This window comes from Vreelandella indica, assembly GCF_037070225.1.
Classification (GTDB): Bacteria; Pseudomonadota; Gammaproteobacteria; order Pseudomonadales; family Halomonadaceae; genus Vreelandella; species Vreelandella arctica.
Genome location: NZ_JBANSO010000013.1, coordinates 100,748 through 124,356 on the forward strand (window position 1 = coordinate 100,748; position 23,609 = coordinate 124,356).

Genomic DNA, 23,609 nt, shown 5'->3' on the forward strand with positions numbered 1-23,609 from the left:
GGAATAGTCATGCAAGCCACAGAAACACCTGATAATGAAACACAGCGTTTGGCGGCTTTGCATGCTTTACAGGTACTCGATACCCCTCTCGACACGGCTTTTGAGCGGATGACGCAATTGGCCCGTGACTTGTTCGATGTGCCTATTGCGCTGGTTTCATTAGTCGATCAAGAGCGCCAATGGTTTAAATCGCATCAGGGACTTGATACCTGTGAAACCAGCCGGGAAGTCTCTTTCTGCGCCCATGCCATTGCACTTGATGCGCCACTGGTGATCGAAGATACGCTTCACGACGAGCGCTTTAGAGATAACCCACTGGTCGGCGACCTGCCACATATCCGCTTTTACGCAGGTTACCCACTACGGCCATTAAATGGCATGCCGGTAGGCACACTGTGCATCATTGATCGCCAGCCTCGCGACTTCAGCGAACGTGACTTAATGTTACTCGGTAGCTTGGCCGGTCAAGTAGAAGAGCTATTACACCAGCATAAGTTGCAGGTGGACCTTACCCATACCGCGCGCCGTTTTGAGGCGCTGTTCAACAAAAGCGCCACCGCCAAGATACGTATTGATCACGCGGGCCTGATTATTGGTATCAACCCCTTCGCCCTGAACCTTCTCGGTTATGAAGAGAGCGAGCTACTCGGAAAAAATGTCGCTGTACTCACGCCCCCAGACATTAGCTCACAGCACGATTCGTTTATCGCCCGCTATATTGCTGGTCACGAGCCCAAAGTCATTGGGCGTGGCCGTGAAGTCGAGGCATTACATAAAGAGGGGCATTACATACCGGTTCATCTCGCGATTAATGCCATCCACGATGATCACGGAAAAGTGGTCGAGTTTTTAGGCGTACTCACCGATTTAACCGATGTTTACAACGCCAACCGCAGAATACGTAAAGAGCAGAACTTGCTCAAAGTGCTCCACCAGGGCGTTACCGACTATCAAGCATTAATGTCGGGAAAACGCCTATGGACCTTCTTAATGGAGGCGCTTCGCGACCTTACCGACAGTGACTACGCGCTGATCGGTGAAGTAATGCCCACCACGACCACCAATGCGCTTAAAATCCATGCGATTACCGACCTGTCCTGGAGTGAAGAGTCTCGCCACCTGATGGAACGACTGCGTAGCGGCGATATGACGCTTACCAACCCAAAATCGCTACTTGGCCGCGTGTTTGCGTTTGGCGAAGTGATCATGACCAATGACGTTTATAGTCACACCAAACGCGGCGGTTTCCCCCCGGGCCACCCACCGCTGCATAATTACCTCGGTGTGCCGATATTCAGCGGCGAGCGGCTGATCGGTATGTTTGCCATCGCCAACAGCAAACAGCCGCTCAACCAGGCACTGCTGGATTGGCTTCAGCCGTTTACCGATACCTGCGCTCTGCTGATCAACCTTTACAGCCAAATGGCTGAGCGCGAAAAGGTAACCAAAGATTTGGCTAACGCCAGAGATCAAGCAGAAATAGCCAATCAGGCGAAAAGTGAATTTCTCTCATCAATGAGCCATGAATTGCGCACACCGCTCAATGCCATCATTGGATTTTCTCAGTTACTCGCCAAAGGGCGGCGCGACCCACTCACTGAAAAACAGCAGCGGCAAGTAATACAAATTGAGAAAAGCGGGCTTCATTTACTGAGTTTAATCAATGAGGTACTCGATCTCGCCAAAATAGAAGCCGGTCATCTGTCGCTATCCATTGAGGCAATCGTAGTGGCCAACGTGATTGATGATGCTTGCAGTACGCTTGAGGCCAATATTGAAGCGGCGGGTATTACGTTACTTCGCACACCCCACCCTCCCCACTGGCAAGTCAGCGCAGACTACACCCGCACCAAACAAGTGCTGCTTAACCTGCTCTCCAATGCGATTAAATATAATAGTCATTACGGGACTATCGAAATCGCAGTAACGCAAGAGAGCGATGAGCTATGTATTAGCGTTACCGATTCGGGAAAAGGGATTGCTGCCGAGCGCCAACATGAGCTATTTGAACCGTTTAATCGCCTTGATGCCGAGCAGAGCACAACGGAAGGTACGGGTATCGGCTTAGCCATCACCCGCGAACTCATTGGGCGGATGCAAGGGCGAATCGGTGTGGAAAGTGCACCAGGAGAAGGATCCAGCTTCTGGTTTACGTTACCTATCAACGAACAGAGCCTACCGCAAGAAAACATGCTGCCTAGCGAAATCTCAGAGACCGCCAACGAGACTGAGCACATCTTCCAGCTGCTTTATATTGAGGACAATCCAACTAACCAACGGTTGATGGATGACATTATAGAAGACTATCCCAATATTGAGCTTCAGACGGTGTCCAGTGCAGAACTAGGGCTTGAAATCATGCGACACTCGCCGCCTGATTTAGTGTTAATGGATATTCATTTACCCGGTATGAATGGCTATCAAGCGTTAGCGGAGATACAGAACACCCCCGCACTCCAGCATATTAATGTGATTGCCCTGTCGGCCAATGCGATGGATCGCGATCTTCGCTATGGTTTAGCCGCCGGTTTTGCTGATTACCTGACGAAACCCATCGATATCGAGAAGCTAAGCCGTACGCTTCACCAGTTTTTACCGACTGTGTTAAGGAAGGTGCCATGAGCCTTACCGAAAAACACCTGCTAGTTATTGATGACAATACGGTTAATATCGAATTATTGCTCGACCTACTTGACGAGTATGGCTTCGAGAATGTTCACGGTATCAATGATTCACGGGAAGTGCTTGGCCACTGTCAGTTGCAGATGCCTGACCTGCTACTGCTGGATATCCGTATGCCCCATTTAGATGGCTACGCGGTTATCGAGCAATTGAGTGCCCACTTTAAAGAGCAGATGCCTCCGATCATTGTGCTCACCGCACAAATCGACGACGCCACCCGTCAACGTGCTCTCGCTTTGGGCGTTCGTGATTTTATCACCAAACCCTTTAAGCAGGATGAAGTCCTCCAGCGTATACGCAATACGTTGAACATTGAGCACCGCTATCAAATACGCGACAAGCAGGCCGATACGTTAGAACTGACGGTCGCTAAACGCACCCAAGAGCTTGATAGCCAGTCGCGCACTGACTCAATTACCCAATTACCCAATCGCCGCGGATTAAACCAGGCATTGCAAGCGGCAGCCCTTCAAGCCTCCGGCACAGGGGTATTGTTTATTGCGCTTGATAAATTAGATGATGTGGTGCGCCTGCACGGCTACCAGGTCGCCGACCAATTGCTGCGTCACATTAGCCAGCAGCTGCGACAACAGCTTAGCGCTGATTGCCTGCTCGGCTTGTGGGGTGGCAGCGAACTCCTGGTTATCACACCAACGGCAGATTCAGCCAAGCTGACGCAACTGGCTGAACAGCTACTGGGCTGCTTTGAGCAAGATCAGGCATTGGATGAGCTGCTGCTTCCCCTTAGCGCACGTATCGGGATTAGCGGTGAAACGGGCCATTTTGAGACTGAACGCCTGGTGCATATGGCCGCCTTAGCGTTGCCGCCCCAAGGGTCGCTACGCATCCAATGCTATACGCCAGCGATTGAGGAGAAGCAGCGCCATCAGCTACATATTCAGCAGGCGATACGCGGCGCCACCGAACGAGGTGAAATGTCGCTCGCTTTCCAGCCCAAACTATCGCTGGCCGATCACAAAATTATAGGCGCAGAAGCACTCCTGCGCTGGCACCATCCAGAGCTCGGTCTTATCTCCCCAGGCGAGTTTATTCCACTGGCAGAAGCCAGCGGTGATATTCTTGCCATCGGTGACTGGGTGCTCAATGAGGCGATGCGCTACATCAACCTTTGGCGGGCGCAAGGGCTGCTCAATGATGACTTCCATATTGCCGTCAACGTGGCCGCACGCCAGCTAACGCGTAAAGACTTTGCCCAACAGCTACTGGCGCGGCTTGAAGAGCAGCAGATTCCCCAGCGCTTTTTTGCTCTGGAAGTGACAGAATCCGGGCTGATGAGCGATATGGATCACGCTCGCCAACAGCTCGCGCAGCTGGCCAAAATGAATATCGCTGTCGCTATTGATGATTTTGGTACAGGCCAGTCGTCGCTGGCGTATATTAAAACGCTGCCCTTTTCGACACTCAAAATCGATCGTGCCTTTGTGATGGATCTGGAAACCAGCGCCATTGATCGCCAACTGGCGCAAACGATTACCCAGCTTGCGCATAGTGTAGGCTGCGATGTGGTGGCAGAAGGCATCGAAAACTCCGCCCAAGCGGCGTATTTAAGCTCAATTGGCTGTGAGGCTGCACAAGGTTACTTTTATGCTCGCCCGCTGCCTGCCGAGGCCTTTGTGACCTGGTGCAGCGAATGGCAGCCGCTTCTTTCTACTTCTCCTAGGGAGGCCGTTAATGGCTCATGACTTACTTGACCGCTTACGCGAACGTTTAGAAGAACTCAACCGCTCGGAGCGTAAAGTCGCCAATGTAATTCTTGAGGACCCGACGGTCGCTACCAGCCTTAGCATTGCCAGCCTAGCGCAGGCGGCAAGCGTTAGTGAGCCCACGGTAAACCGTTTTTGCCGCAACTTTGGCGCCAAAGGCTACCCTGATTTCAAAATCAAACTCGCTCAGAGTTTGGCCGGAGGCACGCCCTATGTCACCCGAGCCGTGGAGCCCGGCGACACCGCCACCCAGTACACCCAAAAAATTTTTGGCGCCACCATAGCCGCACTAGACGAAGCACAGCGTGAAATCGACATGGCCGCCATCGAGCGCATGGTCGACTACCTCACCCAGGCAAAACAGATCCACATTTTTGGTTTGGGCGCTTCTGGCGCAGTGGCCCAGGATGCCCAACACAAGTTCTTCCGCTTCAACCTGCCGGTGATGGCCTACATAGACGTGCTGATGCAACGCATGGTCGCCGCCGCCTGCCATACCGGTGATGTGGTAGTGATTATCTCCTACACCGGCCGCACCCGGGAACTAGTGGATATTGCCCGCTTGGCGAGGGATGCCGGCGCCGTGGTTCTGGGCATCACCGCGCCCAATTCACCGTTAGCGCATGAGTGTACTGCCACGCTTGAAGTGGCCACGCCCGAAGACACCGACCACTACATGCCGATGACCTCGCGGGTAATCCAATTAACGCTGATTGATGCGCTGGCCACCGGAGTGACCCTGAGGCGTGGTGAAGACTTCTTACCCCACCTCAAGAAAATCAAAGACAGCCTGCGCGACACCCGCTTTCCGGTGGAAAAGCCCGGCAAGTGAGTAGTGGGTGTTTACTCACTGACGGCGGTGGTGACGGTAATTTCCACTTTCAGCTCATCAGCTGGCAGCGGTGCGCACACGCAGGTGCGCGCCGGGGCGTAGCCTACCGGTACCCAGGCGTCCCATACTTCGTTCATGGCAGCAACGTCGCTGCCGTCTTTTAGGTAAACCGTCGCGCTAAGCAACTGTTCACGGCTTGAACCAATCTCTTTCAGTAGCGCATCTACCCGCGCCAGCATGCTTTCGGTTTGCGCGGTAATATCGCCATTACGGGCCTCAGGGCCAGCCACTTGACCACACAAATAGGCAACCCCTTGGTGAATCACCGCACGGCTCATGCGGGCTTTCGTATCGTGGCGCTGAATCGTCATAGTGCAAACTCCCAATAAGTAGAAAAAAAGCAGTCTAAACCGCTTAGCTTACCTTTGACCATGCCAAAAGCATTAAGGCTATCAAAGCCGATCGGTAGGCACCGGGCGATGTTCAAAGACCCGCCGCAGGACAAAGCTGGTGTGCGCCCCCGTCACGCCTTCAATCCGGTTGATCACGTGCAGGAGCAGGTGCTGATAGTCATCCATATCGCGCACCAGAATCTTGAGCTGAAAATCCGCCGCCTGACCGGTAATAATCAAACACTCAATGACGTTGGGTATCTCGCGAATATGGCGCTCAAAATTATCGAAGCGCTCCGGCGTGTGCTGATCCATGGAAATATGCAAAAGCGCCATCAGTTGATAACCCAGCTGGCGGGAATCTACCTCGGCACGGTAATGCAGGATTAAGCCATGCTCTTCCAGTGCCCTCACCCGGCGCAAACACGGCGAAGGTGAAAGCCCAATGCGGTCGGCCAACTCCTGATTACTGATACGCCCCTCCTGCTGCACTATATCCAAGATATGACGATCGAAACGATCCAACACCAATGGCGACACGGACATAACAGGCAGCTCCTACCAAAATAGTTAATCAAAACGATATATTATGCCAATTATGTTCTTGTTAACCCTATCTTCGCAAGAACCTAGCGCGGCAAACCTTTTACACTAAGGAAGCTGCCAAAAGCAGTGAACACGTTAGCACGGTCGCCACAAGCAGCCGACTCAATCACCCAGCTACGATTAGGAAACCACCATGTCTGCTTTTGATCATCGCAAATATCGCCCTGCGCCCCGTGTGCCTGCCTTCAATCGCCAATGGCCGGATCGTGACCTTGATCACGCCCCGATCTGGGTGAGCGAAGACCTACGCGACGGTAACCAGGCGTTACTTGAGCCGATGACCGTTGAGCAGAAACAGCGCTTCTGGCATCAGATCGTTAAAGTAGGTATCAAAGAAGTCATGGTGGGCTTTCCTTCGGCCAGCCAACCGGACTACGACTTCGTGCGCTGGCTGATCGAAGAGGATCAAATTCCCGATGACGTCACCATTGCGGTGCTGGTGCAGTGTCGCGAACACCTGATCGAAAAGACCTTTGCCTCGCTGGTAGGCGCCAAACGCGCCATTGTTCACCTCTACAACTCCACCTCAACGGTTCAGCGCGAACGTGTCTTTGAGATGGATCGCGCCGGTATTGTGGATATCGCGGTACAGGGCGCCACCTGGGTTAAGACCTACGCCGACCGTTACCCGGACATTGACTGGCGCTTTCAGTACTCACCGGAAAGCTTTTCCAGCACCGAAATCGATTTTTCCCTGGAGGTCTGCGAAGCAGTCTTGGATGTTTGGCAGCCAACGCCGGACAACAAATGCATTCTCAACCTGCCGACCACGGTGGAAGTGGCTGGGCCGCACCATCACGCCGACCAGATTGAGTACTTCTGCCAGCACATCAGCCGCCGCGACAGTGTGATCATCTCGGTGCATACCCACAACGACCGCGGTGGCGCTGTCGCCTCCGCCGAGCTTGCCCTGCTGGCCGGTGCCGAGCGGGTAGAAGGCACCCTGCTGGGCAATGGCGAGCGTACCGGTAATATGGATATCGTCACCCTGGCGATGAACCTTTATAGCCAAGGCATTGATCCTGAGCTGGATCTTTCCAATCCTGATGAAATCATTCAGGTCGTCAACGAGTGCACCGGGATTGCGATTCACCCACGCCACCCCTGGGTGGGCGAGATGGTCTACACCGCTTTCTCAGGCAGTCACCAAGATGCGATCCGTAAATCACTCAAGCACCAGAAGCCCGACGAGCCGTGGCAAGTGGCCTATTTGCCCATTGATCCCCATGACATCGGTCGCGACTATCAGGCCGTCATTCGCGTCAACAGCCAGTCCGGTAAGGGGGGCATGGCCTTCCTGCTGGAACGCGATTACGGCATTAACCTGCCGCGTTGGATGATGCTGGCCTTGGCGCCTTACGTGCAGCAAGAGAGCGAAAAACGCGCCAGCGAACTCTCCAGCGAAATGATTCGCCAGGTGATGTTTGATCACTTCACCCAGGAAGCACCGCTCTCGCTAGTCGACTACCGGCTTTCCAAGGGTCAGCAGGAAGGCATTGAAGTCACGCTGCAACAAGGTAGCGAAACGCTACGCCTTTCAGGCAAGGGCAACGGCGCGATGTCCGCGTTTACCGATGCGTGGCAACGTCACTCCGGCAGCAGCGTAGGCATTATCGATTACAGCGAGCACTCTCTCGGTGCCAGCAGCGAGGCCAATGCCATTGCCTTTGTGCAGCTTAATATCGATGGTCAGCGGCTCTGCGCGGTAGCCGAGGACAGCGATACAGTAAGTGCATCGCTCAAGGCGATCATCGCGGGTATCAATTTCGCCGCTCAAACAGTGGCAAAGGGATCATCTTCCAAGGAAGCAGAGCTGACGCTGTAACCGCCGCTGCCACCTAAACCTCAACTGGCGATGTAGCCTGACTCAAGCTCACGTTATGCGGCTGGGTAAACTGTTTCGGCACCATAAGAATCGGCGGGTGCATTTCCCGCACCACACGCTCAAGGTTGGAGCCTAAATGGCCGCTGGCTTGGTGCGCCGTTTCGCCCCGCTTGCCGACTACCAGCAAGCGCACCTCTTTTTCGTTCTCGACTAACGTTTCCACCAGCGTACCGTTGCGCTGCAAGCACTGCGGCTCGGCAACGCCCGCGCTTATCGCACGCTCTTTGGCGGCGTCTAACAGTAGTCGCCCGCGTTCACGGGAGACTTTGGCATGCTGCTCTTCTATACCCGAGAGTTTTTCCAGCAGGTGCTCTCGGGTACCTAATCCTAGGTTACCGGTTAAATCCGGCTCGGTTACCTGGGCGTGATGATTATCGACGGTGTGGATAAAACTAAGCGGCGCATTCAGCGCTTTAGCGGCCCAGGCCGCATAATCACACACACCTTCTGAAAACTGAGAACTATCGATAGCGGCCAACACGCGATCTGACATGGAGTACTTCTCCTTGAGCGGGGGCATCAACATTGTTGTTATATTCTCGACCTTTTCTACACCAACTGATTGACGTGCGACACCCTAAAACGCTCTTGCGTGCTTCGGACGCTATAAAACGCACATGCTAAACTGGGCGGCCTATTTATTGAGCGCCTAAGGGGGAAGCATGAGTGATGGCTTAACAAGCGTACTGTTAGTCGCACTCGGCGGCGCGCTGGGTGGCATGGGGCGGTTTGCGGTTTCCAATCTACTGGCCCGCTATCTCGGTAAGGCCTTTCCCTGGGGAACCCTGGCGGTTAATGCCAGCGGCGCGTTTCTAGCGGGCTGGCTACTCGGCAGCCTAGGTATCGCCAACGCCCCCTCACCTTTATGGCTGTTCACTGTCGCCGGTTTACTGGGTGGCTACACCACCGTTTCTTCTTTTAGCTTGCAGACCATCGAGCTATGGCAAGGCGGCCAGCAACTGCGCGCCAGCGTGAATGTAGGGGCCACGCTGCTGTTTGGCTTAGCCATGGTCACCTTTGGCTGGTTGTTATCAGGCGCTTCTCTGTCAGGAGCGAACTTATGAGTGCCTGGAGAGCGTACCTTGCGGTGGGCATCGGCAGCGGCGTCGGCAGCGTGCTACGTTACGGCGTTTCGCTGTTATCGCAGGCGGCATTAGGGGGTTATTTCCCGTGGGGAACACTTATCGTCAACGTGCTGGGTTCTTGTTTAATCGGCTGGTTGGCTGCCACCTTCTCGCGCTCACCCCACAGCCCACTCGCGCGTTTGCAACCGTTACTGGTCGCCGGGTTTTGCGGGGGCTTTACCACCTTTTCGCTGTTTAGCTTAGAGACGCTGTATCTGGTGCAGGTGGGCAAACCAGCTATGGCGCTGGTTTATATAGTGGTCAGCCTGCCGCTTTGGCTGGGTGCCGCCGTTGTGGGTGAACGCATGGCGCTTTCTCGTTAGGCTTTGTACGAAAACTGCCTGCGCTCGTCTATACGGCGTTAAAAATCATCTCGTGCGCGAGTCCGATCAAAATGCTCATTTACACCCTGTAAACTCCGCTTTTTCGTTGATTTTTGCCTTGTCTAGCCATCGCTCGCCGACTTTTCGTACAAACCCTAGCAAAACCGTCAGCCAAAGGACGATCCAGTATGCGCGATCAGATGGAACAGTATCAGTCTTGGCTCTATCTGGTATTCATTGGCTTGGGTTTAGCACTAGGCATCGGGGCGCCGGGATTTGCTCAGCGCCTAGCGCCGTTAGTATGGCCTCTATTAGGCATACTACTGTATGCCACCTTTACTCAAATCCCCTTACTGAACATTGCCCGCAGCTTCACTGACAAGCGCTTTATGGCGGCGTTACTAACCGGCAACTTTATCGCCATTCCCGCTTTTTTAGCGCTTTTCGTTTTGTGGCTACCGCTTTCTTCCGCAGTGCTGGCAGGCGTTCTGCTGGTACTGCTAGTACCCTGCACCGATTGGTTTATCACCTTTACGCATTTAGGCAAAGGCGATGCCGCCCGGGCGATGGCTGCCACCCCGCTACTGCTGCTGGTGCAGATGGTTGCGCTACCGATTTATCTTTGGCTGTTTTTAGGCAGTGAATGGTTTCAGTTAACGCTTTCTAAAGAGCTACTGAGTGCCTTTACCGGCCTTATTATTACGCCGTTAGTGCTCGCTTGGCTGACTGAATACCTAGCCCAAGGCCGCCGCAGCATTAAACGCAGCGTTGCCTGCCTGGGGCTGCTGCCCGTGCCGCTATTGGCGCTGGTGGTGTTTATGATTGCCGCTTCGCAGGTTCACACTGTGATCGAGCTTAGCGAGGTGTTGGCTCAGGTCGTCTTTATCTTTATCGGTTTTTTACTCTTCGCGGCACTGCTGGGCAAAGGGCTAGGCAAGCTGTTTGCATTGCCCACCGCTAGCGCCCGAACCCTGGCCTTTAGCTTTGGCACGCGTAACTCCTTTGTAATGCTGCCTATCGCCCTGACGCTACCCAGCGCTTGGCAGGCCGCGGTAGTCGTGATTGTGTTTCAATCACTCATCGAACTCTTTGGCATGGTGGCATTCTTACGCTGGGTGCCTAGCAAGCTATTGCCAGAGAAAATACATTAACTGATGCGGTGATAGCCCCCCAACACCCCCTGCTTGCTCATCACCAACTGCCAGAGATGGATTTCCCGAGCGCGGAAAGCACCAGCGCAGCTTAATAAATAGTAGCGCCACATGCGATAAAACCCCTCGCCATACTGGTCTTTAAACGTCGGCCAGTGAGCCTCAAAGTTTTGATGCCAAGCCATCAGCGTACGGTCGTAATCAGCCCCAAAGTTATGTACATCCTCTACCACGAAAAGCGCTTCAGCAGCGTCCGTGACTTGCCCCATGGTGGGCAGCTCCCCATTGGGGAAAATGTACTTATCAATCCAGGGGTCGGTGACCGTATTACTTAGATTTTTGCCAATGGTATGCAGCAAAAACAGCCCATCATCTTTTAAGCAACGGTTGGCGACACTCATAAATTCACGATAGTTTTTATGCCCCACGTGCTCAAACATGCCGATGCTGACAATGCGGTCAAACTGCTCGTGCTCATTACGGTAATCCTGCAAGCGAAACTCAACCGGCAGGCCTTTTTTGATCAGCCGCTGCCCGAACTCGGCTTGCTCCTTAGAGATCGTAAGGCCCACGCATTCAACGCCGTAATGCTCGGCAGCGTAGGCCATAAAGCTTCCCCAACCGCAGCCGATATCCAGCACGCGCATACCTGGTTTCAATTGAAGTTTTCGACAAATGAGATCTAGCTTGGCTTCCTGGGCTTCATCCAACGTTTGAGCATGTTTCCAGTAACCGCAGGTATACGTCATGCGTTGATCAAGCATGGCAGCATAGAAGTCATTACCCAGATCGTAATGCTTTTCGCCCACTTCCCATGCGCGCTTAACGGTTTGGCGATTCAGCAGGCGCGAACGTAACGAGTAATACACTAGTTGGGTAGGCTTGATACGCTGCCCAAGCTGAGCACGCATTAAGCGGTAAAACAGCTCGTCTAGTTGCGCAGCGTCCCAATCCCCTTTCATATAGCTTTCGCCAAGCCCGAGGTTACCTCGCGAAAGGGCGCTATCGATAACACCGGGTGCTTTTAGCTGTATGTCCCAGGATCGTCGGCCATCCAACTGAATATCGGCTTGGGCCAGCAACTCGGCGACAAAACGATGGGAAGGAGAGGCTTCATCGAAGCCAACAGGGACTGTTCTCTCTAAGGTAGGCATATTCAAGGCAGGCTCCTCGCACTATTCCAGTGTGTGAATAGATAACAACCTGACTATCAGCATAGAACCGCATTGCAACATTAGCATTGTTAAATAAGCCACCTTAACGCTAATTAAATACAAAAAAACCGGCCACTCAAATTACGAGGGCCGGCTGCAGAGAAGAAGTCGCAATGCGAGCTAAACGGTGATGCGCTGCTGTTTAGTGAGCCTTAGCGCAAAATCAGTACCGGTATGCGGCTACCACGTAGCATGGCCGTGGTTGTGCTACCTACCAGCAAGTGGCGAATACGCGAGTGCCCGTAGGCGCCCATCACCAGCAGGTCAATGCTGTGCTCTTTTTCGTAGGCTTGCAGGGCTTCATCTACCTCGCCAGCACGAATAGCGCCTTCGGCCTGGTGGCCAGCTTCACGCAACGTGCTTAACGCCCACTCAAGCTCGGAGCGGCGTTCAGCCGTTTCTGCACCCACGATCAGCACATGGCACTCGGTGCCTGCAAACAGCGGCGAACGGGCCAGCATCTCGACGCCTTTTCGGGCGGTTTTGCTGCCGTCAAAGGCTATCAATATCTTTTCAGGCCGCTTGAAGGTTTTCGGCACCATCAGGATCGGGCGGTGCAGTTCACGCACCACCCGCTCAAGGTTAGAACCCAGATGCCCACTGGCTTGGTGGGCGGTTTCACCGCGCTTGCCCACTACCAGCAAACGTATGTCTTTCTCAAGCTCTAACAGGCTTTCCACCAGGGTGCCATTGCGCTGGCGCGTGGCGGGGTCGCTGACCCCATCTTCTATTGCGCGCTCTTTGGCGGCTTCCAACATCAACTTGCCTTGCTCGCGATTCACCTTCGCGCGCTGCTCATCAAGTTCGGAAAGCTCTTTCATCAGCCGTTCGCGGGCGCCGAAACGCAGGTTGCCGGAAAGGTTCTGCTCTTCGGGTACGCCTGAATGATTGTCGACCACATGCACAAAGGTTAACGGTGCATCCATGGCCAAGCTTGCCCAGGCGGCGTAATCGCAGACGCCTTCTGAAAACTGGGAGCCGTCAATAGCGGCTAATACTTGATCTGTCATGTTGCGCTCCTTGCGTTGGTTAGTGGCCGCCCATCAATTTTTCAACCGCTTCGGGGTCGTTATGAACCGCATAGCGATCCACTACCGTCGCGCTGGCCTCGCTCAAACCAACAAGCTCTACTTCAGTACCCTCACGGCGAAATTTAATCACGATCCGGTCCAGCGCTTGTACGGCAGTCACATCCCAAAAGTGTGCACGGGAAAGATCAATCGTCACTTTCTCGATACTTTCCTTGAGATCGAAAGCGGCCGTGAAACGCTCAGAAGAGGCGAAGAACACTTGGCCGACTATTTGATATTCACGCTCTTTGCCCGCTTCGATCTCTTTTGAACCGATGTAGAGAATGTTGCCCACTTTGTTAGCAAAGAACAGCGCCGCCAACAGCACACCGACAAATACGCCGATAGCCAAGTTGTGTGTGCTAACCGTGACCGCCACAGTAGCCAACATGACGATATTGGTGCTTAGGGGGTGTTTTTTCAGGTCCCGGATCGATTCCCAGCTAAAGGTGCCGATTGATACCATGATCATTACCGCCACCAGCGCCGCCATGGGTATCTGCGACACCCAATCTGACAGGAAGACCACCATCATTAAGAGCACCACGCCAGCAATCAGCGTCGATAATCGCGTCCGGCCACCGGACTTAATATTAATAACTGATTGACCGATCATGGCACAGCCAGCCATGCCGCCCATCAGCCCGGCACCTATATTGGCAATCCCCTGCCCTTTACACTCGCGATTTTTATTACTCGGTGTATCGGTCAGGTCATCCACAATGGTGGCGGTCATCATCGACTCAAGCAGGCCCACCACAGTCAGCATCAACGCGTAAGGTAAAATAATCCATAGTGTTTCCAGATTCAGCGGCACGCTGGGCCACAGAAAAACAGGCAGCGTATCGGGCAGTTCACCCATATCACCGACACTGCGGATATCCATCCCACTAATCATATAGACCGCGGTTAGCACCACAATGCAGACCAACGGTGAAGGAATCGATTTACCGATGACGGGTAAATAGGGAAACAGATAGATAATGCCCAAGCCCGCCAACGTCATGGCATAAACATGCCAGGTCACGTCGGTCAATTCCGGCAATTGTGCCATGAAGATCAAAATCGCCAGCGCATTCACAAACCCGGTAACCACTGAGCGCGACACGAAGCGCATCAAATCCGCGAGTTTCAGGTAACCGGCTATAATCTGCAGTACACCGGTAAGCAGCGTTGCCGCCAGTAGATATTCAAGCCCATGTTCGCGCACCAGCGTCACCATCAGTAACGCCATAGCGCCGGTTGCCGCTGAAATCATGCCGGGACGACCACCGGTGAAGGCAATAATCACCGCGATACAGAAGGAGGCATAAAGACCAACTTTGGGGTCAACGCCTGCGATGATTGAAAAGGCAATCGCCTCGGGAATCAGCGCAAGGGCGACCACGATTCCCGAGAGCGTGTCGCCTTTAATATTGGAAAACCACTCTTGCTTACTATAGAGAGACATTCAGGGAGTCCATGGCTGGAGGTTAAAATAGTACAAACCCTCGACGCGACACAGTGGCGCACGCAAGACGCGCGGTATCAGACTAATGAGCCAGTGCTGGAGCAATCTAAGGTTCGGCCCGCCAATCGGCGGAAGAATGGCAATAGCATGCCGTAACGCCATGACAACGCAATTAACGTGTCTAGACGTATCGCTTGGGGAGGGGGAAACCTAGGGCGGAGTCATCAGCCCTGAAGTGGGTAATGCTTGTGTTGAATTTGAAAAGGTCATTGCCGTTATGCCTTGCTGTCAGAAGAACGCTATATTTAATCGCGTTGTAATAAGCCGCCGCATTCTAGCAGCAATTATTGTTGACTGCACCCGCCCTACACCCTTTGCAGGGTGCCCTCTAGGTTCAATTTGGCGTACCATTGCACCGCTAAAAGAGACATTTAATCCCAACTTTTCACGTTGAAGCGGCACGCCATTCCTTGCCCCATAAGCATGCCGAATAAGCCTGCCGATTAAAGAGGAGCAGCACATGAGCCAATCTATTGCAGTCATCAAAGGCGACGGTATCGGCCCCGAAATTATGCAGGCCACGCTACGAGTACTCGACGCGTTAGATTGCGGCTTGAATTACCAACATATTGACGCCGGCCTGGGCGCGCTTGAAAAGCACGGCACGCTGATTCCCCAGGAATCGCTGGATGCCATCGAAAAATACGGCATTGCCCTAAAAGGCCCGCTGACCACGCCGATTGGTAAGGGCTTCTCCTCAATCAACGTACAGCTACGCCGCCACTTTGATCTTTACGCCAACGTGCGTCCGGCGATTAGCTTCCCCGGCACCCGCTCGCGCTACGACGATATCGACATGATCACCGTGCGCGAAAACACCGAAGGCGCCTACCTTTCCGACGGTCAGGAAATGATCGACGACGGCAATACCGGCATTTCGGTAATCAAAGTTACCCGCAAAGGCTCAGAGCGTATTGTGCGCTACGCTTTTGAGCTGGCCAAAAACAACGGCCGCAAAAAAGTCACCGCGGTACATAAAGCCAACATCATCAAAACCAGCTCTGGGCTGTTCTTGGACGTGGCGCGTGAGATCGCCAAAGAGTACCCCGAGATCGAATTTCAGGAGATGATCGTCGATAACGCCTGCATGCAACTGGTGATGAACCCGCATCAGTTTGATGTGGTGGTCACTACCAACCTGTTTGGCGATATTCTCTCTGACCTATGTGCAGGTCTAGTGGGTGGACTGGGCCTGGCGCCTGGGGCGAATATCGGCGAAAAAGCGGCAATCTTTGAAGCCGTGCACGGCTCCGCGCCAGATATCGAAGGCAAAAACATTGCTAACCCCTGTGCCCTACTGCTGGCTGCCGCGCAAATGCTCGATCACCTGGGCATGAACGAGAAAGGCGACGCTATCCGCCAGGGCATTCGCACCGTACTGGAAACCCGCCGCGATATGGTTACCCCCGACATGGGCGGCACCGGCAGCACCGATTCCTTTGCCCAGGCGTTGGTCGAGTACGTTCAAGGCTAACTAGAGGGTTTAAACGTCGTTAAAGCGGTAACGCAATAAATGCAACGCATTGAGGGTGACCAGCACAGTTGCCCCGGTGTCCGCCATTACAGCGACCCACATCCCCGTAATCCCCAGCGCGGTAGAGACCAGAAACAGCGCTTTAAAGCCAAGCGCCAAGGCCACATTGGTTTTAACATTGCGCATGGTGGCCCGGGAGAGCGCAATCATTTCGGCAATGCCCACTACGCGGTTTTTAAGCAAAGCGGCGTCGGCGGTTTCTAGCGCCACATCGGTGCCGCTGCCCATCGCAATACCTACTTCCGCTGCCGCGAGCGCCGGTGCGTCGTTAATACCATCGCCCACTTTACCTATCGGCCCAAGACCTTGTGCCTGCCACTGGCGCACACGCTGGGCTTTGTCTTCGGGCATCAGCTCGCCTTCAGCTTCAATGCCCAACTGCTCACCAATGGCGGCCACGGTGCGGGCGTTGTCTCCACTGAGCATCACGGCCTGTACGCCTAGGCGCTCAAGCGCTTGAAGTCCTTCGCGAGCATCTTCACGCGGCTCATCACGCAGGGCGATCAGACCTAACGGGCGCTCGTTCTCTCTGTCTACTTCGATCAAGACGGCCACGCTTTTGCCCTGCGCTTCCAGCGCGGCAATGCGCTTATCGCCTTCACTGGTGGGCCTGTTGAAACGTTGCAAGTAGCGCGGACTTACCAGCATTAACTCACGCCCATCCACCCGCCCAGCAACGCCATGCCCTGCTAGCGCATGGGCACCTTGCACAGTAGGCAGCGGAGCATCCTGCTGCCGGTGAAAATAATCACTAATCGCCACGGCGAGGGGGTGGCTCGAGCCCTGCTCCAGCGCAGCGGAGAGACGCACTACTTCATCCCGACTGTTTTTATCAACACTGCCGTCAGTTTCAAAGCTCTCCACATCGGTCACCGAGGGCGTGCCTGCGGTGAGCGTACCGGTTTTATCCAGCGCGACGCGTTTCAGCTTGCCTAACTGCTCTAACACCGCGCCGCCTTTCATCAACAGGCCATGACGAGCGCCCACCGACAAGCCTGCTGCAATGGCCGCGGGAGTCGAGATTACCAGCGCACAGGGGCAAGCGATCAACAGCAGCGCCAGGGCGCGGTAGATGGATTCCGACCACAGCATTGGCGACACCAGCGGCGGTATAATAGCGACCAGCAGCGCTACTGCCACCACCGCAGGCATGTAGTAAAAAGCAAAGCGGTCGATAAAACGCGCCACCGGTGCTTTCGCCGCCTGGGCCTCTTCCACCAGCTTGATCACTCGGGCAATCGTGTTGTTTTCTGCACTTTTAGTTACCTCGACCTCCAGCACGCCGTCTAGGTTGACGGTGCCCGCAAACACCCCCTCCCTTTCGCCACGCTCACTCGGCACCGATTCACCATTGACTGGCGATTCATCAATTGAGGAGCATCCCGCCATAATGAGCCCATCGCAGGGTAACCGGTCGCCTGGGCGTACTTGCACCCGCTGGCCGGGCTGAAGCGAAGCGGCAGCGACGTCACGAATATTGCCTTGCTCCATTAATCGCGCGGTAGAGGGCGTCAGCTTAGAAAGCGCGGAAATACTGCGCCGCGCCTGGGCGGCGGCAACGCCTTCCAGCATTTCCCCCACCGCAAACAGAAACACCACGACCGCGGCTTCGGCGGCGGCGTTAATCGCCAGCGCCCCAATGGCGGCAATGCTCATCAGCATCTCAATGGTGAAGGGGTTCCCCATCTTCAACGCCTGCCCAGCACGCTGGACAATCGGCACAAGGCCAACCACCGTCGCGACGACAAACGGCCAAGTGCCCAGGCTAGGCCAGGCAAATTTAAGCGCCCAAGCAAGCGCCAGCAGTACCCCACTAACAAGCACTAAACGCCCTTTAGGCGTTTTCCACCAAGGGGTACGTGTTGTCGCTTCAGCCGTGTTCGCCGACTCATCAATTACCTGGTAACCCAGCGCAGTGATGGTCGACTCTATCTCGGCATGGGGCAGCGTTTTCCCAGGCAGCGCGGTCAATCGCACCGAGCCGGTAACAGAACTCGCGGAGACTTCTTCGACATGATGTAAGCGCGTTAGCGCCGCTTCGACTTTACGCTCGCAGCCGCCACAATCCATGCCCTGTACACGCAGGGTGGTGGGCGTGGGCGTCGCTTGAGGGGTCTTGTCTTGCGTGGTTTTAGTAGGGGGCGTATGACTCATCGCATGGAACTCCCAGTTCGACTATCTTAAGAACAGCGTAATACCTGTAGCGACTAGAGGTTCAAGCAATGAAAGAACATTCCCCAGCGCTCTCCCCCACTGAGCGCTACATTGGCATTGGTGAATTGGCACGTGAGTCCGGCTGCAAACCGGAAACGGTGCGCTATTACGAGCGCATTGGTCTACTGCCTTCAGCACCGCGCAACGAAGGCAACCAGCGCCGCTATACGGCGTCGGCTGTCCGTCGATTAACGTTTATTCGTCATGCGCGGGATTTTGGCTTTTCGGTTGAGGCGGTACGGGAGCTTTTACAAATGGCGGATTATCCCGCCATGCCTTGCGAAGAGGTCGACACCTTGGCCAAACATCACCTAGCCGAAGTAGAAGCACGGCTTGCGCGGCTAACCGCGGTGCGCGATGAGCTGCAGCGCATGATCAATCAGTGCGCGGGAGGCAATATTGGCCAGTGCCATATTATTGACGTGCTGAGCGACCATCGCCTGTGTGAGCACTCTGGCCCCCACGGTGGCGCGGATGTCATCGGTTAACGTGAAGTTAGCCCAGCCACACATCCAGAAATAGCATAATCACCAGCCCCATCGCCAAACCAAAGGTGGCTTTCTTCTGATGGCCGGATCGGTGGGTTTCAGGAATGATTTCATGGCTGATCACATACAGCATGGCGCCAGCGGCAAAGGCTAAGCCCCATGGCAGCAATATTTGCGAAACGCTAATAATACTGGCGCCAAACAGCCCACCAATGGGTTCGATCAAGCCGGTTAGCGCAGCAATCGACCAGGAGCGCCACTTCGAGTAGCCCTCGCCCATCAACGCAACCGCGACGGCTAGCCCTTCCGGCATGTTCTGCAGGCCAATGCCGATCGCCAGCGGCATGCCGCCTTCTAGCCCATTGGCGCCAAAACCGACGCCCACCGCCATGCCTTCTGGCAGGTTGTGAATGGTAATGGCAAATACAAACAACCATACCCGGCGCAGTGATGCAGCCGCTGGCCCTTCGCGCCCCTGGGCAAAATGCTCATGGGGAAGATGCTCGTTAAGCAGCGCAATCGCGCCCATGCCCAACAAAATAGCGGTACACACAATCGCGGCGGGCACGGGGCCACCAGAATAATAGATTTCAGCGGCATCCAGCGCGGGAATAATCAGCGAAAAGAAAGACGCCGCCAGCATCACCCCAGCGGCGAAACCCAACGCCAAATCGCGAAAGCCACGGCTGGGCGCTTTGCCTAGCAGCACTGGTAATGCGCCTACAGCCGTTAGCAGCCCGGCCGTTAAGCTGCCTAAAAACCCTAATAACAACGTATTTTCCATGAACAACATAAACCCGGTTAGCAATTAGCAAGACATAAAACAGAACGACACGTTGTTGTCTAGGTTTTGTACCAAAAGTCGCGGGAGAAAGGCTAAGCGAGGCCAAAACCGGCGAACATCACTTCGCCCGCCTCACTCTGCATTGAGCATCGCCAACGAGTCAATTAACACCTAGGCCTGGCGGTCTCAATAACAAAGCCGCCTTCTCTTCCGCTATATGTAAAATTTCAATTACAATGTGTTAATAACATTATGTGCTATATCGCTACAAAAAAGTGATTTTACACCGAATGTCTATTATGATTTGCATAACTATACAAGCCCTATACGATCGAGACATTTTATAAATGCTAAGCCTTCACCGCCATTCACCTCAACATAGCGCCCTATTGCAACATACTGCCTGTATTTCATTCGCCCCTACTGGTGAGATTAAAGAGGCAAGCCCTCTATTTTTGAACACGGTGGGCTACACGCTTGAGCAGGTTAAAGGGCAGCATCACCGCATGTTTTGCTTTTCTGAAGAAACCAACCAGCCCGAATACGCCGCTTTTTGGGAAACACTCGCCGCAGGCTACAGCCAGCAGGGTCGCTTTCGGCGCTTAAACGCTGAAGGCAAGGAAATTTGGCTTGAGGCGACCTATATACCTATCAAAAACCGGCGTGGAAAAGTTATACAGATATTTAAAGTCGCTAGCGACGTTACAGACAAACATCAAAATGCAGCGCGGGAGCGCGCCATTCTTCAGGCGTTGAATAACTCTATGGCAGTGATTGAATTCACTCCAGATGGGTATGTACTGGATACAAACAGTAATTTTGAACAAACAATGGGCTACGCAGCTGAACAAATAAGAGGCGTTCATCACCGCCAATTTTGCCCTGATACGTTTTACCAGCAGCACCCTGATTTTTGGGAGCGGTTAAGCCGTGGCGAATTTATGCAGGGTAAATTTGAGCGCATTGATGCTCGTGGCAACACTATCTGGTTGGAAGCCACTTATAACCCAATCCACGATGAGCAAGGGAAAATCATCAAAGTAGTCAAATTTGCCACGGATATTACCCGCTCAATTCAAGAATCAGAAGCAGCGTATATAACGGTTAATACGGCGCAAACATCGTCAACACAGACTGAAAAAATAGCCCAGAGCGGTTTAACTCACCTCAAACAAATACTCAAGGATTCAGAACAAGCCACACACACGCTCAACGAAGCACAGAGCTTAATAGCCGCCCTTAATCAACAAGCTGACCAAATTAATAAAATCACCGCTTCAATCGCGCAAATTGCCAATCAAACCAACCTATTGTCGCTTAATGCTGCAGTTGAAGCAGCGCGAGCCGGCGAGCAAGGCCGCGGATTTGCGGTGGTTGCAAACGAAGTACGCCGTTTAGCCAAGGGCTCCAGCGAAGCAGTTGAAGAAATTACCCGAGTGCTTAAAGACAACAGCGCATTGGTGGAACGCACTACGCATGCTATGCAGCAAGTGGTGGAACAGGGCAAATCAAGCCAAGCCAGCGTGGGCGAAATTGAGGTCATTGTGAATGAAATACTGATTGGTGCGCGCAGTGTGTCAACGTCTATTGAGCAGCTAGCGTTGGAATCTCCTCGCTAACCCAATAAAAAAGCCAGCACTGTTGTACTGGCTTTTGTAGCTTATACCACGCTGTTAACGTAGCGGTGTTTTGCGCAAATAGGGCAGGATCGTTTCGTATTCGCCATATTTCTGTTTGGCGTCTTCATCAGAAACGCTAGGTGGAATAATAACGTCTTGCCCTACCATCCAATCAGCCGGAGTGGCAACACCGTGCTTCGCGGTGGTTTGCAGTGCATCCAGGGCACGCAGAATTTCAGCAAAATTACGCCCCACGGTCATGGGGTATGTCATCGAGAGCTTCAACTGCTTATCCGGTCCGATAATAAATACCGAACGTACCGTGGCACTGTCTGCTGGCGTGCGGCCATCAGGTAAATAGGCATCTTCAGGCAGCATATCGAACAGCTTGGAAACAGTCAGGCTATCGTCAGCGATGATAGGAAAATCAACATCGCTGCCGGATACGTTCTTAATATCAGTGCCCCAGCGTTTGTGGTCTTCCACGCCATCAACCGATACACCGATCACCTTGGTGCCGCGCTTTTTCCACTCTTCGCTCAGAGTGGCAACAGCACCAAATTCCGTCGTGCAGACCGGGGTAAAGTCTTTCGGGTGTGAAAACAGGATAGCCCAGCTATCGCCAATCCATTCGTGAAATTGAATCGGCCCCTGGCTAGTCTCCGCTTTAAAATCAGGCACGACTGCATTGATACGTAATGACATTGCTTTCCTCCTTAATGGACGTTGAACGCCCTAATACCTTATTTATCTTTCAACACCTTCACTATAGATCATTTAGTGCTAAGACAGCCAGTGGCAAGGCAACGTTCACTCTGTAGAGCCAAGCCCAGTATAAAGGCGTAAAAGCCTGACGATAAAACGTACTACGGCGCCCTAAGGCGCCGTTTTATACCAATAAGCTGAAAAAGGTTTACTCAGCCGCTTTGGCGTTTTTATCATCCCGCTTAACGCGCTTGATCCACTGCTGTTTCGCGTAGTGGCGCAAATTGGCTACATTGTCGGTCTCATCGACAATATCCTGCCCCAGAATGGTTTCGATAATGTCCTCAAGCGTAATCAAGCCGACAAAAGTGCCGTGCTCATCATAAACCACCCGCATATGCAGGTGATCTTTGAGCATAGAGGTAAACACCTGCTCTACATTATTTGAAACATCCACGCTACCAATCGGGTGCATCAGTTCACGCATCGTTTTGGCATCGTCTGCATGGTACATATCGGCTTTATGCACATAGCCAAACGCCTGCTCGCCGTTATCCATCACGGGGAACCGCGTGAACGGCGCTTTGCCATACTGCTTATCAAACGCGGAGACGGTCATATCAGGCAGCACCGTTACACACACGGTACGTGGCGTCATCGCTTTGCTCACCAGGATATCGTGCAAGTTAAGCATATTGATGATGGTGCGTGATTCATCCGCATCCAGCACGCTCTCTTCCAGGCCCACGCGCGCGAGAACTTTGATTTCATCACGCAGGTCGACATCATGCTCTGACTTGCCTAGGCGGCGCGTAATCTGTTCTGACATCCAGATAAAAGGCAGCAAACCCATAATCATAGGATTTAACAGGCGTGGCAGAAACGGCGATAAACCGCGCCAGTACGTTGCGCCAATGGTTTTTGGGATAATTTCCGACAAGATCAAAATCAGCATCGTCATCACTGCCGACACAATAGCGATAGAGGCTTCACCAAATACCACGGCCGCCTGAGCACCCACAGCGGTTGCCCCCACAGTATGAGCGATAGTATTGAGCGTCAAAATCGCCGCGAGTGGCCGGTCGATATTGGCTTTTAGGCGCGTAAGCGAGGCATGCAACTTGGGATTGTCTTCTTTCTGTTTAGCTATATAGCTGGGGGTAATCGAAAGAAGCGCCGCTTCAAGGATGGAACATAAGAATGAGAACGCGATTGAAAGGGTAGCAATCGTGATTAAGAGGAACATGAGGGCCTAGGGTGATGGATTATTTCGCGTTTATAGGGGTAAGGCAGACGAATGTCAATAACAGCCATCACCAAAGCAGCAGAAACCATCCATTGGCCTCCCCCCTAGCTTGCGCCTTTCAAAGTTTACTTTTGTTCACAGTTGAAGGGTTACAAATCTAGTGCAAAGAGAACTATATTATTAAAAATGAGTTCAGATTCATCAATAAAGAAGAAGTTACAATAATTAAACTCACTTGATAATCAAGCCTCTTTTCACTTAGGTGCCTCCCCTTGTGCCTGTTCCCAGTATTATTCGACTAAATACAGAGAAGGCCTAAATGTATAACAACTTTTTTAACGCATCTCTCTATAAAGCATTACTCAATCATACGGCCTGCATTTTCGGCTCTTCGACGTTGGGTGTGGAATTCGCCCCCTGAGCTGGGCCAGAATATGACCTCCACAGCGGCAGGAGGTATGACATGGACGGCACCCAGATTCTAACACTCGGCCTGGGCTTGGAAG

Annotated in this window: 19 protein-coding genes and 1 pseudogene; 10 read left to right on the forward strand and 10 right to left on the reverse strand. The window is 53.3% G+C overall.

Translation table 11 applies throughout. The features are described 5' to 3' along the window. Window positions 1-9: 9 nt before the first annotated feature. From V8L71_RS11000 to V8L71_RS11010, 3 genes are read left to right on the forward strand one after another with little or no spacing between them, the layout of a single operon-like run. Entirely contained in the window at window positions 10-2,622 is a 2,613-nt protein-coding gene (locus V8L71_RS11000; RefSeq protein ID WP_336274141.1) for an ATP-binding protein, read from the forward strand. Beyond that, window positions 2,619-4,385, forward strand: a complete 1,767-nt coding sequence (locus V8L71_RS11005) for a GGDEF/EAL domain-containing response regulator (protein ID WP_336274142.1) — start codon at window positions 2,619-2,621, stop codon at window positions 4,383-4,385. The genes V8L71_RS11000 and V8L71_RS11005 overlap by 4 nt, the downstream gene beginning before the upstream one ends. Then, window positions 4,375-5,238 (forward strand): MurR/RpiR family transcriptional regulator, encoded by an 864-nt coding sequence (locus V8L71_RS11010; RefSeq protein WP_008956315.1) that lies wholly within the window; start codon window positions 4,375-4,377, stop codon window positions 5,236-5,238. The genes V8L71_RS11005 and V8L71_RS11010 overlap by 11 nt, the downstream gene beginning before the upstream one ends. Before the next feature lie 11 nt (window positions 5,239-5,249). Here the strand turns inward: V8L71_RS11010 and V8L71_RS11015 are convergent, their stop codons facing one another. Further along, window positions 5,250-5,609, reverse strand: coding sequence for a RidA family protein (locus tag V8L71_RS11015; RefSeq protein WP_101145203.1), 360 nt, complete (start codon window positions 5,607-5,609; stop codon window positions 5,250-5,252). 81 nt (window positions 5,610-5,690) lie between these two features. Further along, the gene (locus V8L71_RS11020) at window positions 5,691-6,176 is read right to left on the reverse strand and encodes an Lrp/AsnC family transcriptional regulator (protein WP_008956313.1); all 486 of its coding nucleotides are present in this window, start codon (window positions 6,174-6,176) and stop codon (window positions 5,691-5,693) included. Window positions 6,177-6,369: 193 nt separating this feature from the next. Here V8L71_RS11020 and V8L71_RS11025 point away from each other — a divergent pair, with 193 nt between their 5' ends. Beyond that, complete coding sequence (locus tag V8L71_RS11025) at window positions 6,370-8,061, forward strand: 2-isopropylmalate synthase (protein ID WP_336274143.1); 1,692 nt, start codon at window positions 6,370-6,372, stop codon at window positions 8,059-8,061. A 40-nt stretch (window positions 8,062-8,101) separates the two neighbouring features. Here V8L71_RS11025 and V8L71_RS11030 read toward each other — a convergent pair. Next, window positions 8,102-8,614 (reverse strand): annotated as a pseudogene (locus V8L71_RS11030) (universal stress protein); the annotation flags it as partial. Window positions 8,615-8,783: 169 nt separating this feature from the next. Here V8L71_RS11030 and crcB (V8L71_RS11035) point away from each other — a divergent pair. The 3 genes from crcB (V8L71_RS11035) to V8L71_RS11045 all read left to right on the forward strand — a co-directional run bounded on the left by crcB (V8L71_RS11035) (window position 8,784) and on the right by V8L71_RS11045 (window position 10,719). Continuing rightward, complete coding sequence (gene crcB, locus V8L71_RS11035) at window positions 8,784-9,185, forward strand: fluoride efflux transporter CrcB (protein ID WP_101145200.1); 402 nt, start codon at window positions 8,784-8,786, stop codon at window positions 9,183-9,185. Continuing rightward, complete coding sequence (gene crcB, locus V8L71_RS11040; protein ID WP_101145199.1) at window positions 9,182-9,568, forward strand: fluoride efflux transporter CrcB; 387 nt, start codon at window positions 9,182-9,184, stop codon at window positions 9,566-9,568. The genes crcB (V8L71_RS11035) and crcB (V8L71_RS11040) overlap by 4 nt, the downstream gene beginning before the upstream one ends. A 188-nt stretch (window positions 9,569-9,756) precedes the next feature. After that, entirely contained in the window at window positions 9,757-10,719 is a 963-nt protein-coding gene (locus V8L71_RS11045) for an arsenic resistance protein (RefSeq protein WP_101145198.1), read from the forward strand. On the opposite strand, the gene cfa is transcribed toward V8L71_RS11045, so the two are convergent. The 3 genes from cfa to V8L71_RS11060 all read right to left on the reverse strand — a co-directional run bounded on the left by cfa (window position 10,716) and on the right by V8L71_RS11060 (window position 14,453). Beyond that, window positions 10,716-11,879, reverse strand: coding sequence for a cyclopropane fatty acyl phospholipid synthase (cfa, locus tag V8L71_RS11050; RefSeq protein ID WP_101145197.1), 1,164 nt, complete (start codon window positions 11,877-11,879; stop codon window positions 10,716-10,718). The two genes, V8L71_RS11045 and cfa, sit on opposite strands and share 4 nt — an antisense overlap. 206 nt (window positions 11,880-12,085) lie before the next feature. Further along, entirely contained in the window at window positions 12,086-12,943 is an 858-nt protein-coding gene (locus V8L71_RS11055) for a universal stress protein (RefSeq protein WP_101145196.1), read from the reverse strand. A 19-nt stretch (window positions 12,944-12,962) separates the two neighbouring features. Next, the gene (locus V8L71_RS11060; RefSeq protein ID WP_101145195.1) at window positions 12,963-14,453 is read right to left on the reverse strand and encodes a SulP family inorganic anion transporter; all 1,491 of its coding nucleotides are present in this window, start codon (window positions 14,451-14,453) and stop codon (window positions 12,963-12,965) included. A 520-nt stretch (window positions 14,454-14,973) separates the two neighbouring features. Here V8L71_RS11060 and V8L71_RS11065 point away from each other — a divergent pair. Beyond that, entirely contained in the window at window positions 14,974-15,987 is a 1,014-nt protein-coding gene (locus tag V8L71_RS11065; RefSeq protein ID WP_101145194.1) for an isocitrate dehydrogenase, read from the forward strand. Window positions 15,988-15,996: 9 nt separating this feature from the next. On the opposite strand, the gene V8L71_RS11070 is transcribed toward V8L71_RS11065, so the two are convergent. After that, window positions 15,997-18,201 (reverse strand): heavy metal translocating P-type ATPase, encoded by a 2,205-nt coding sequence (locus V8L71_RS11070; RefSeq protein WP_101145193.1) that lies wholly within the window; start codon window positions 18,199-18,201, stop codon window positions 15,997-15,999. Between the two features lie 68 nt (window positions 18,202-18,269). On the opposite strand from V8L71_RS11070, the gene V8L71_RS11075 reads away from it, so the two are divergent. Beyond that, complete coding sequence (locus V8L71_RS11075) at window positions 18,270-18,749, forward strand: MerR family transcriptional regulator (RefSeq protein WP_101145192.1); 480 nt, start codon at window positions 18,270-18,272, stop codon at window positions 18,747-18,749. Window positions 18,750-18,756: 7 nt separating this feature from the next. On the opposite strand, the gene V8L71_RS11080 is transcribed toward V8L71_RS11075, so the two are convergent. Beyond that, a complete protein-coding gene (locus tag V8L71_RS11080) occupies window positions 18,757-19,533 on the reverse strand; it encodes a ZIP family metal transporter (protein ID WP_336268464.1) in 777 nt (258 codons plus the stop codon). 347 nt (window positions 19,534-19,880) lie between these two features. Here V8L71_RS11080 and V8L71_RS11085 point away from each other — a divergent pair, with 347 nt between their 5' ends. Further along, window positions 19,881-21,152, forward strand: coding sequence for a methyl-accepting chemotaxis protein (locus V8L71_RS11085; RefSeq protein WP_336274144.1), 1,272 nt, complete (start codon window positions 19,881-19,883; stop codon window positions 21,150-21,152). Between the two features lie 54 nt (window positions 21,153-21,206). Here V8L71_RS11085 and V8L71_RS11090 read toward each other — a convergent pair whose 3' ends face one another. Together V8L71_RS11090 and V8L71_RS11095 are read right to left on the reverse strand one after the other, a co-directional pair. Then, entirely contained in the window at window positions 21,207-21,857 is a 651-nt protein-coding gene (locus V8L71_RS11090) for a peroxiredoxin (RefSeq protein ID WP_336274145.1), read from the reverse strand. Window positions 21,858-22,065: 208 nt separating this feature from the next. After that, window positions 22,066-23,103, reverse strand: a complete 1,038-nt coding sequence (locus V8L71_RS11095; RefSeq protein ID WP_336274146.1) for a CNNM domain-containing protein — start codon at window positions 23,101-23,103, stop codon at window positions 22,066-22,068. Between the last annotated feature and the right edge of the window lie 506 nt (window positions 23,104-23,609).

Bases quoted from the DNA above. Each gene is read 5' to 3' on its own strand.
- V8L71_RS11070 (WP_101145193.1), bottom strand. From the start codon at position 18,201: ATGAGTCATACGCCCCCTACTAAAACCACGCAAGACAAGACCCCTCAA.
- V8L71_RS11075 (WP_101145192.1), top strand. From the start codon at position 18,270: ATGAAAGAACATTCCCCAGCGCTCTCCCCCACTGAGCGCTACATTGGC.
- V8L71_RS11095 (WP_336274146.1), bottom strand. From the start codon at position 23,103: ATGTTCCTCTTAATCACGATTGCTACCCTTTCAATCGCGTTCTCATTC.
- V8L71_RS11090 (WP_336274145.1), bottom strand. From the start codon at position 21,857: ATGTCATTACGTATCAATGCAGTCGTGCCTGATTTTAAAGCGGAGACT.
- V8L71_RS11060 (WP_101145195.1), bottom strand. From the start codon at position 14,453: ATGTCTCTCTATAGTAAGCAAGAGTGGTTTTCCAATATTAAAGGCGAC.
- V8L71_RS11065 (WP_101145194.1), top strand. From the start codon at position 14,974: ATGAGCCAATCTATTGCAGTCATCAAAGGCGACGGTATCGGCCCCGAA.
- V8L71_RS11080 (WP_336268464.1), bottom strand. From the start codon at position 19,533: ATGGAAAATACGTTGTTATTAGGGTTTTTAGGCAGCTTAACGGCCGGG.
- V8L71_RS11085 (WP_336274144.1), top strand. From the start codon at position 19,881: ATGCTAAGCCTTCACCGCCATTCACCTCAACATAGCGCCCTATTGCAA.
- V8L71_RS11045 (WP_101145198.1), top strand. From the start codon at position 9,757: ATGCGCGATCAGATGGAACAGTATCAGTCTTGGCTCTATCTGGTATTC.
- V8L71_RS11010 (WP_008956315.1), top strand. From the start codon at position 4,375: ATGGCTCATGACTTACTTGACCGCTTACGCGAACGTTTAGAAGAACTC.
- V8L71_RS11055 (WP_101145196.1), bottom strand. From the start codon at position 12,943: ATGACAGATCAAGTATTAGCCGCTATTGACGGCTCCCAGTTTTCAGAA.
- V8L71_RS11025 (WP_336274143.1), top strand. From the start codon at position 6,370: ATGTCTGCTTTTGATCATCGCAAATATCGCCCTGCGCCCCGTGTGCCT.
- V8L71_RS11015 (WP_101145203.1), bottom strand. From the start codon at position 5,609: ATGACGATTCAGCGCCACGATACGAAAGCCCGCATGAGCCGTGCGGTG.
- V8L71_RS11000 (WP_336274141.1), top strand. From the start codon at position 10: ATGCAAGCCACAGAAACACCTGATAATGAAACACAGCGTTTGGCGGCT.
- crcB (WP_101145199.1), top strand. From the start codon at position 9,182: ATGAGTGCCTGGAGAGCGTACCTTGCGGTGGGCATCGGCAGCGGCGTC.
- V8L71_RS11020 (WP_008956313.1), bottom strand. From the start codon at position 6,176: ATGTCCGTGTCGCCATTGGTGTTGGATCGTTTCGATCGTCATATCTTG.
- V8L71_RS11005 (WP_336274142.1), top strand. From the start codon at position 2,619: ATGAGCCTTACCGAAAAACACCTGCTAGTTATTGATGACAATACGGTT.
- crcB (WP_101145200.1), top strand. From the start codon at position 8,784: ATGAGTGATGGCTTAACAAGCGTACTGTTAGTCGCACTCGGCGGCGCG.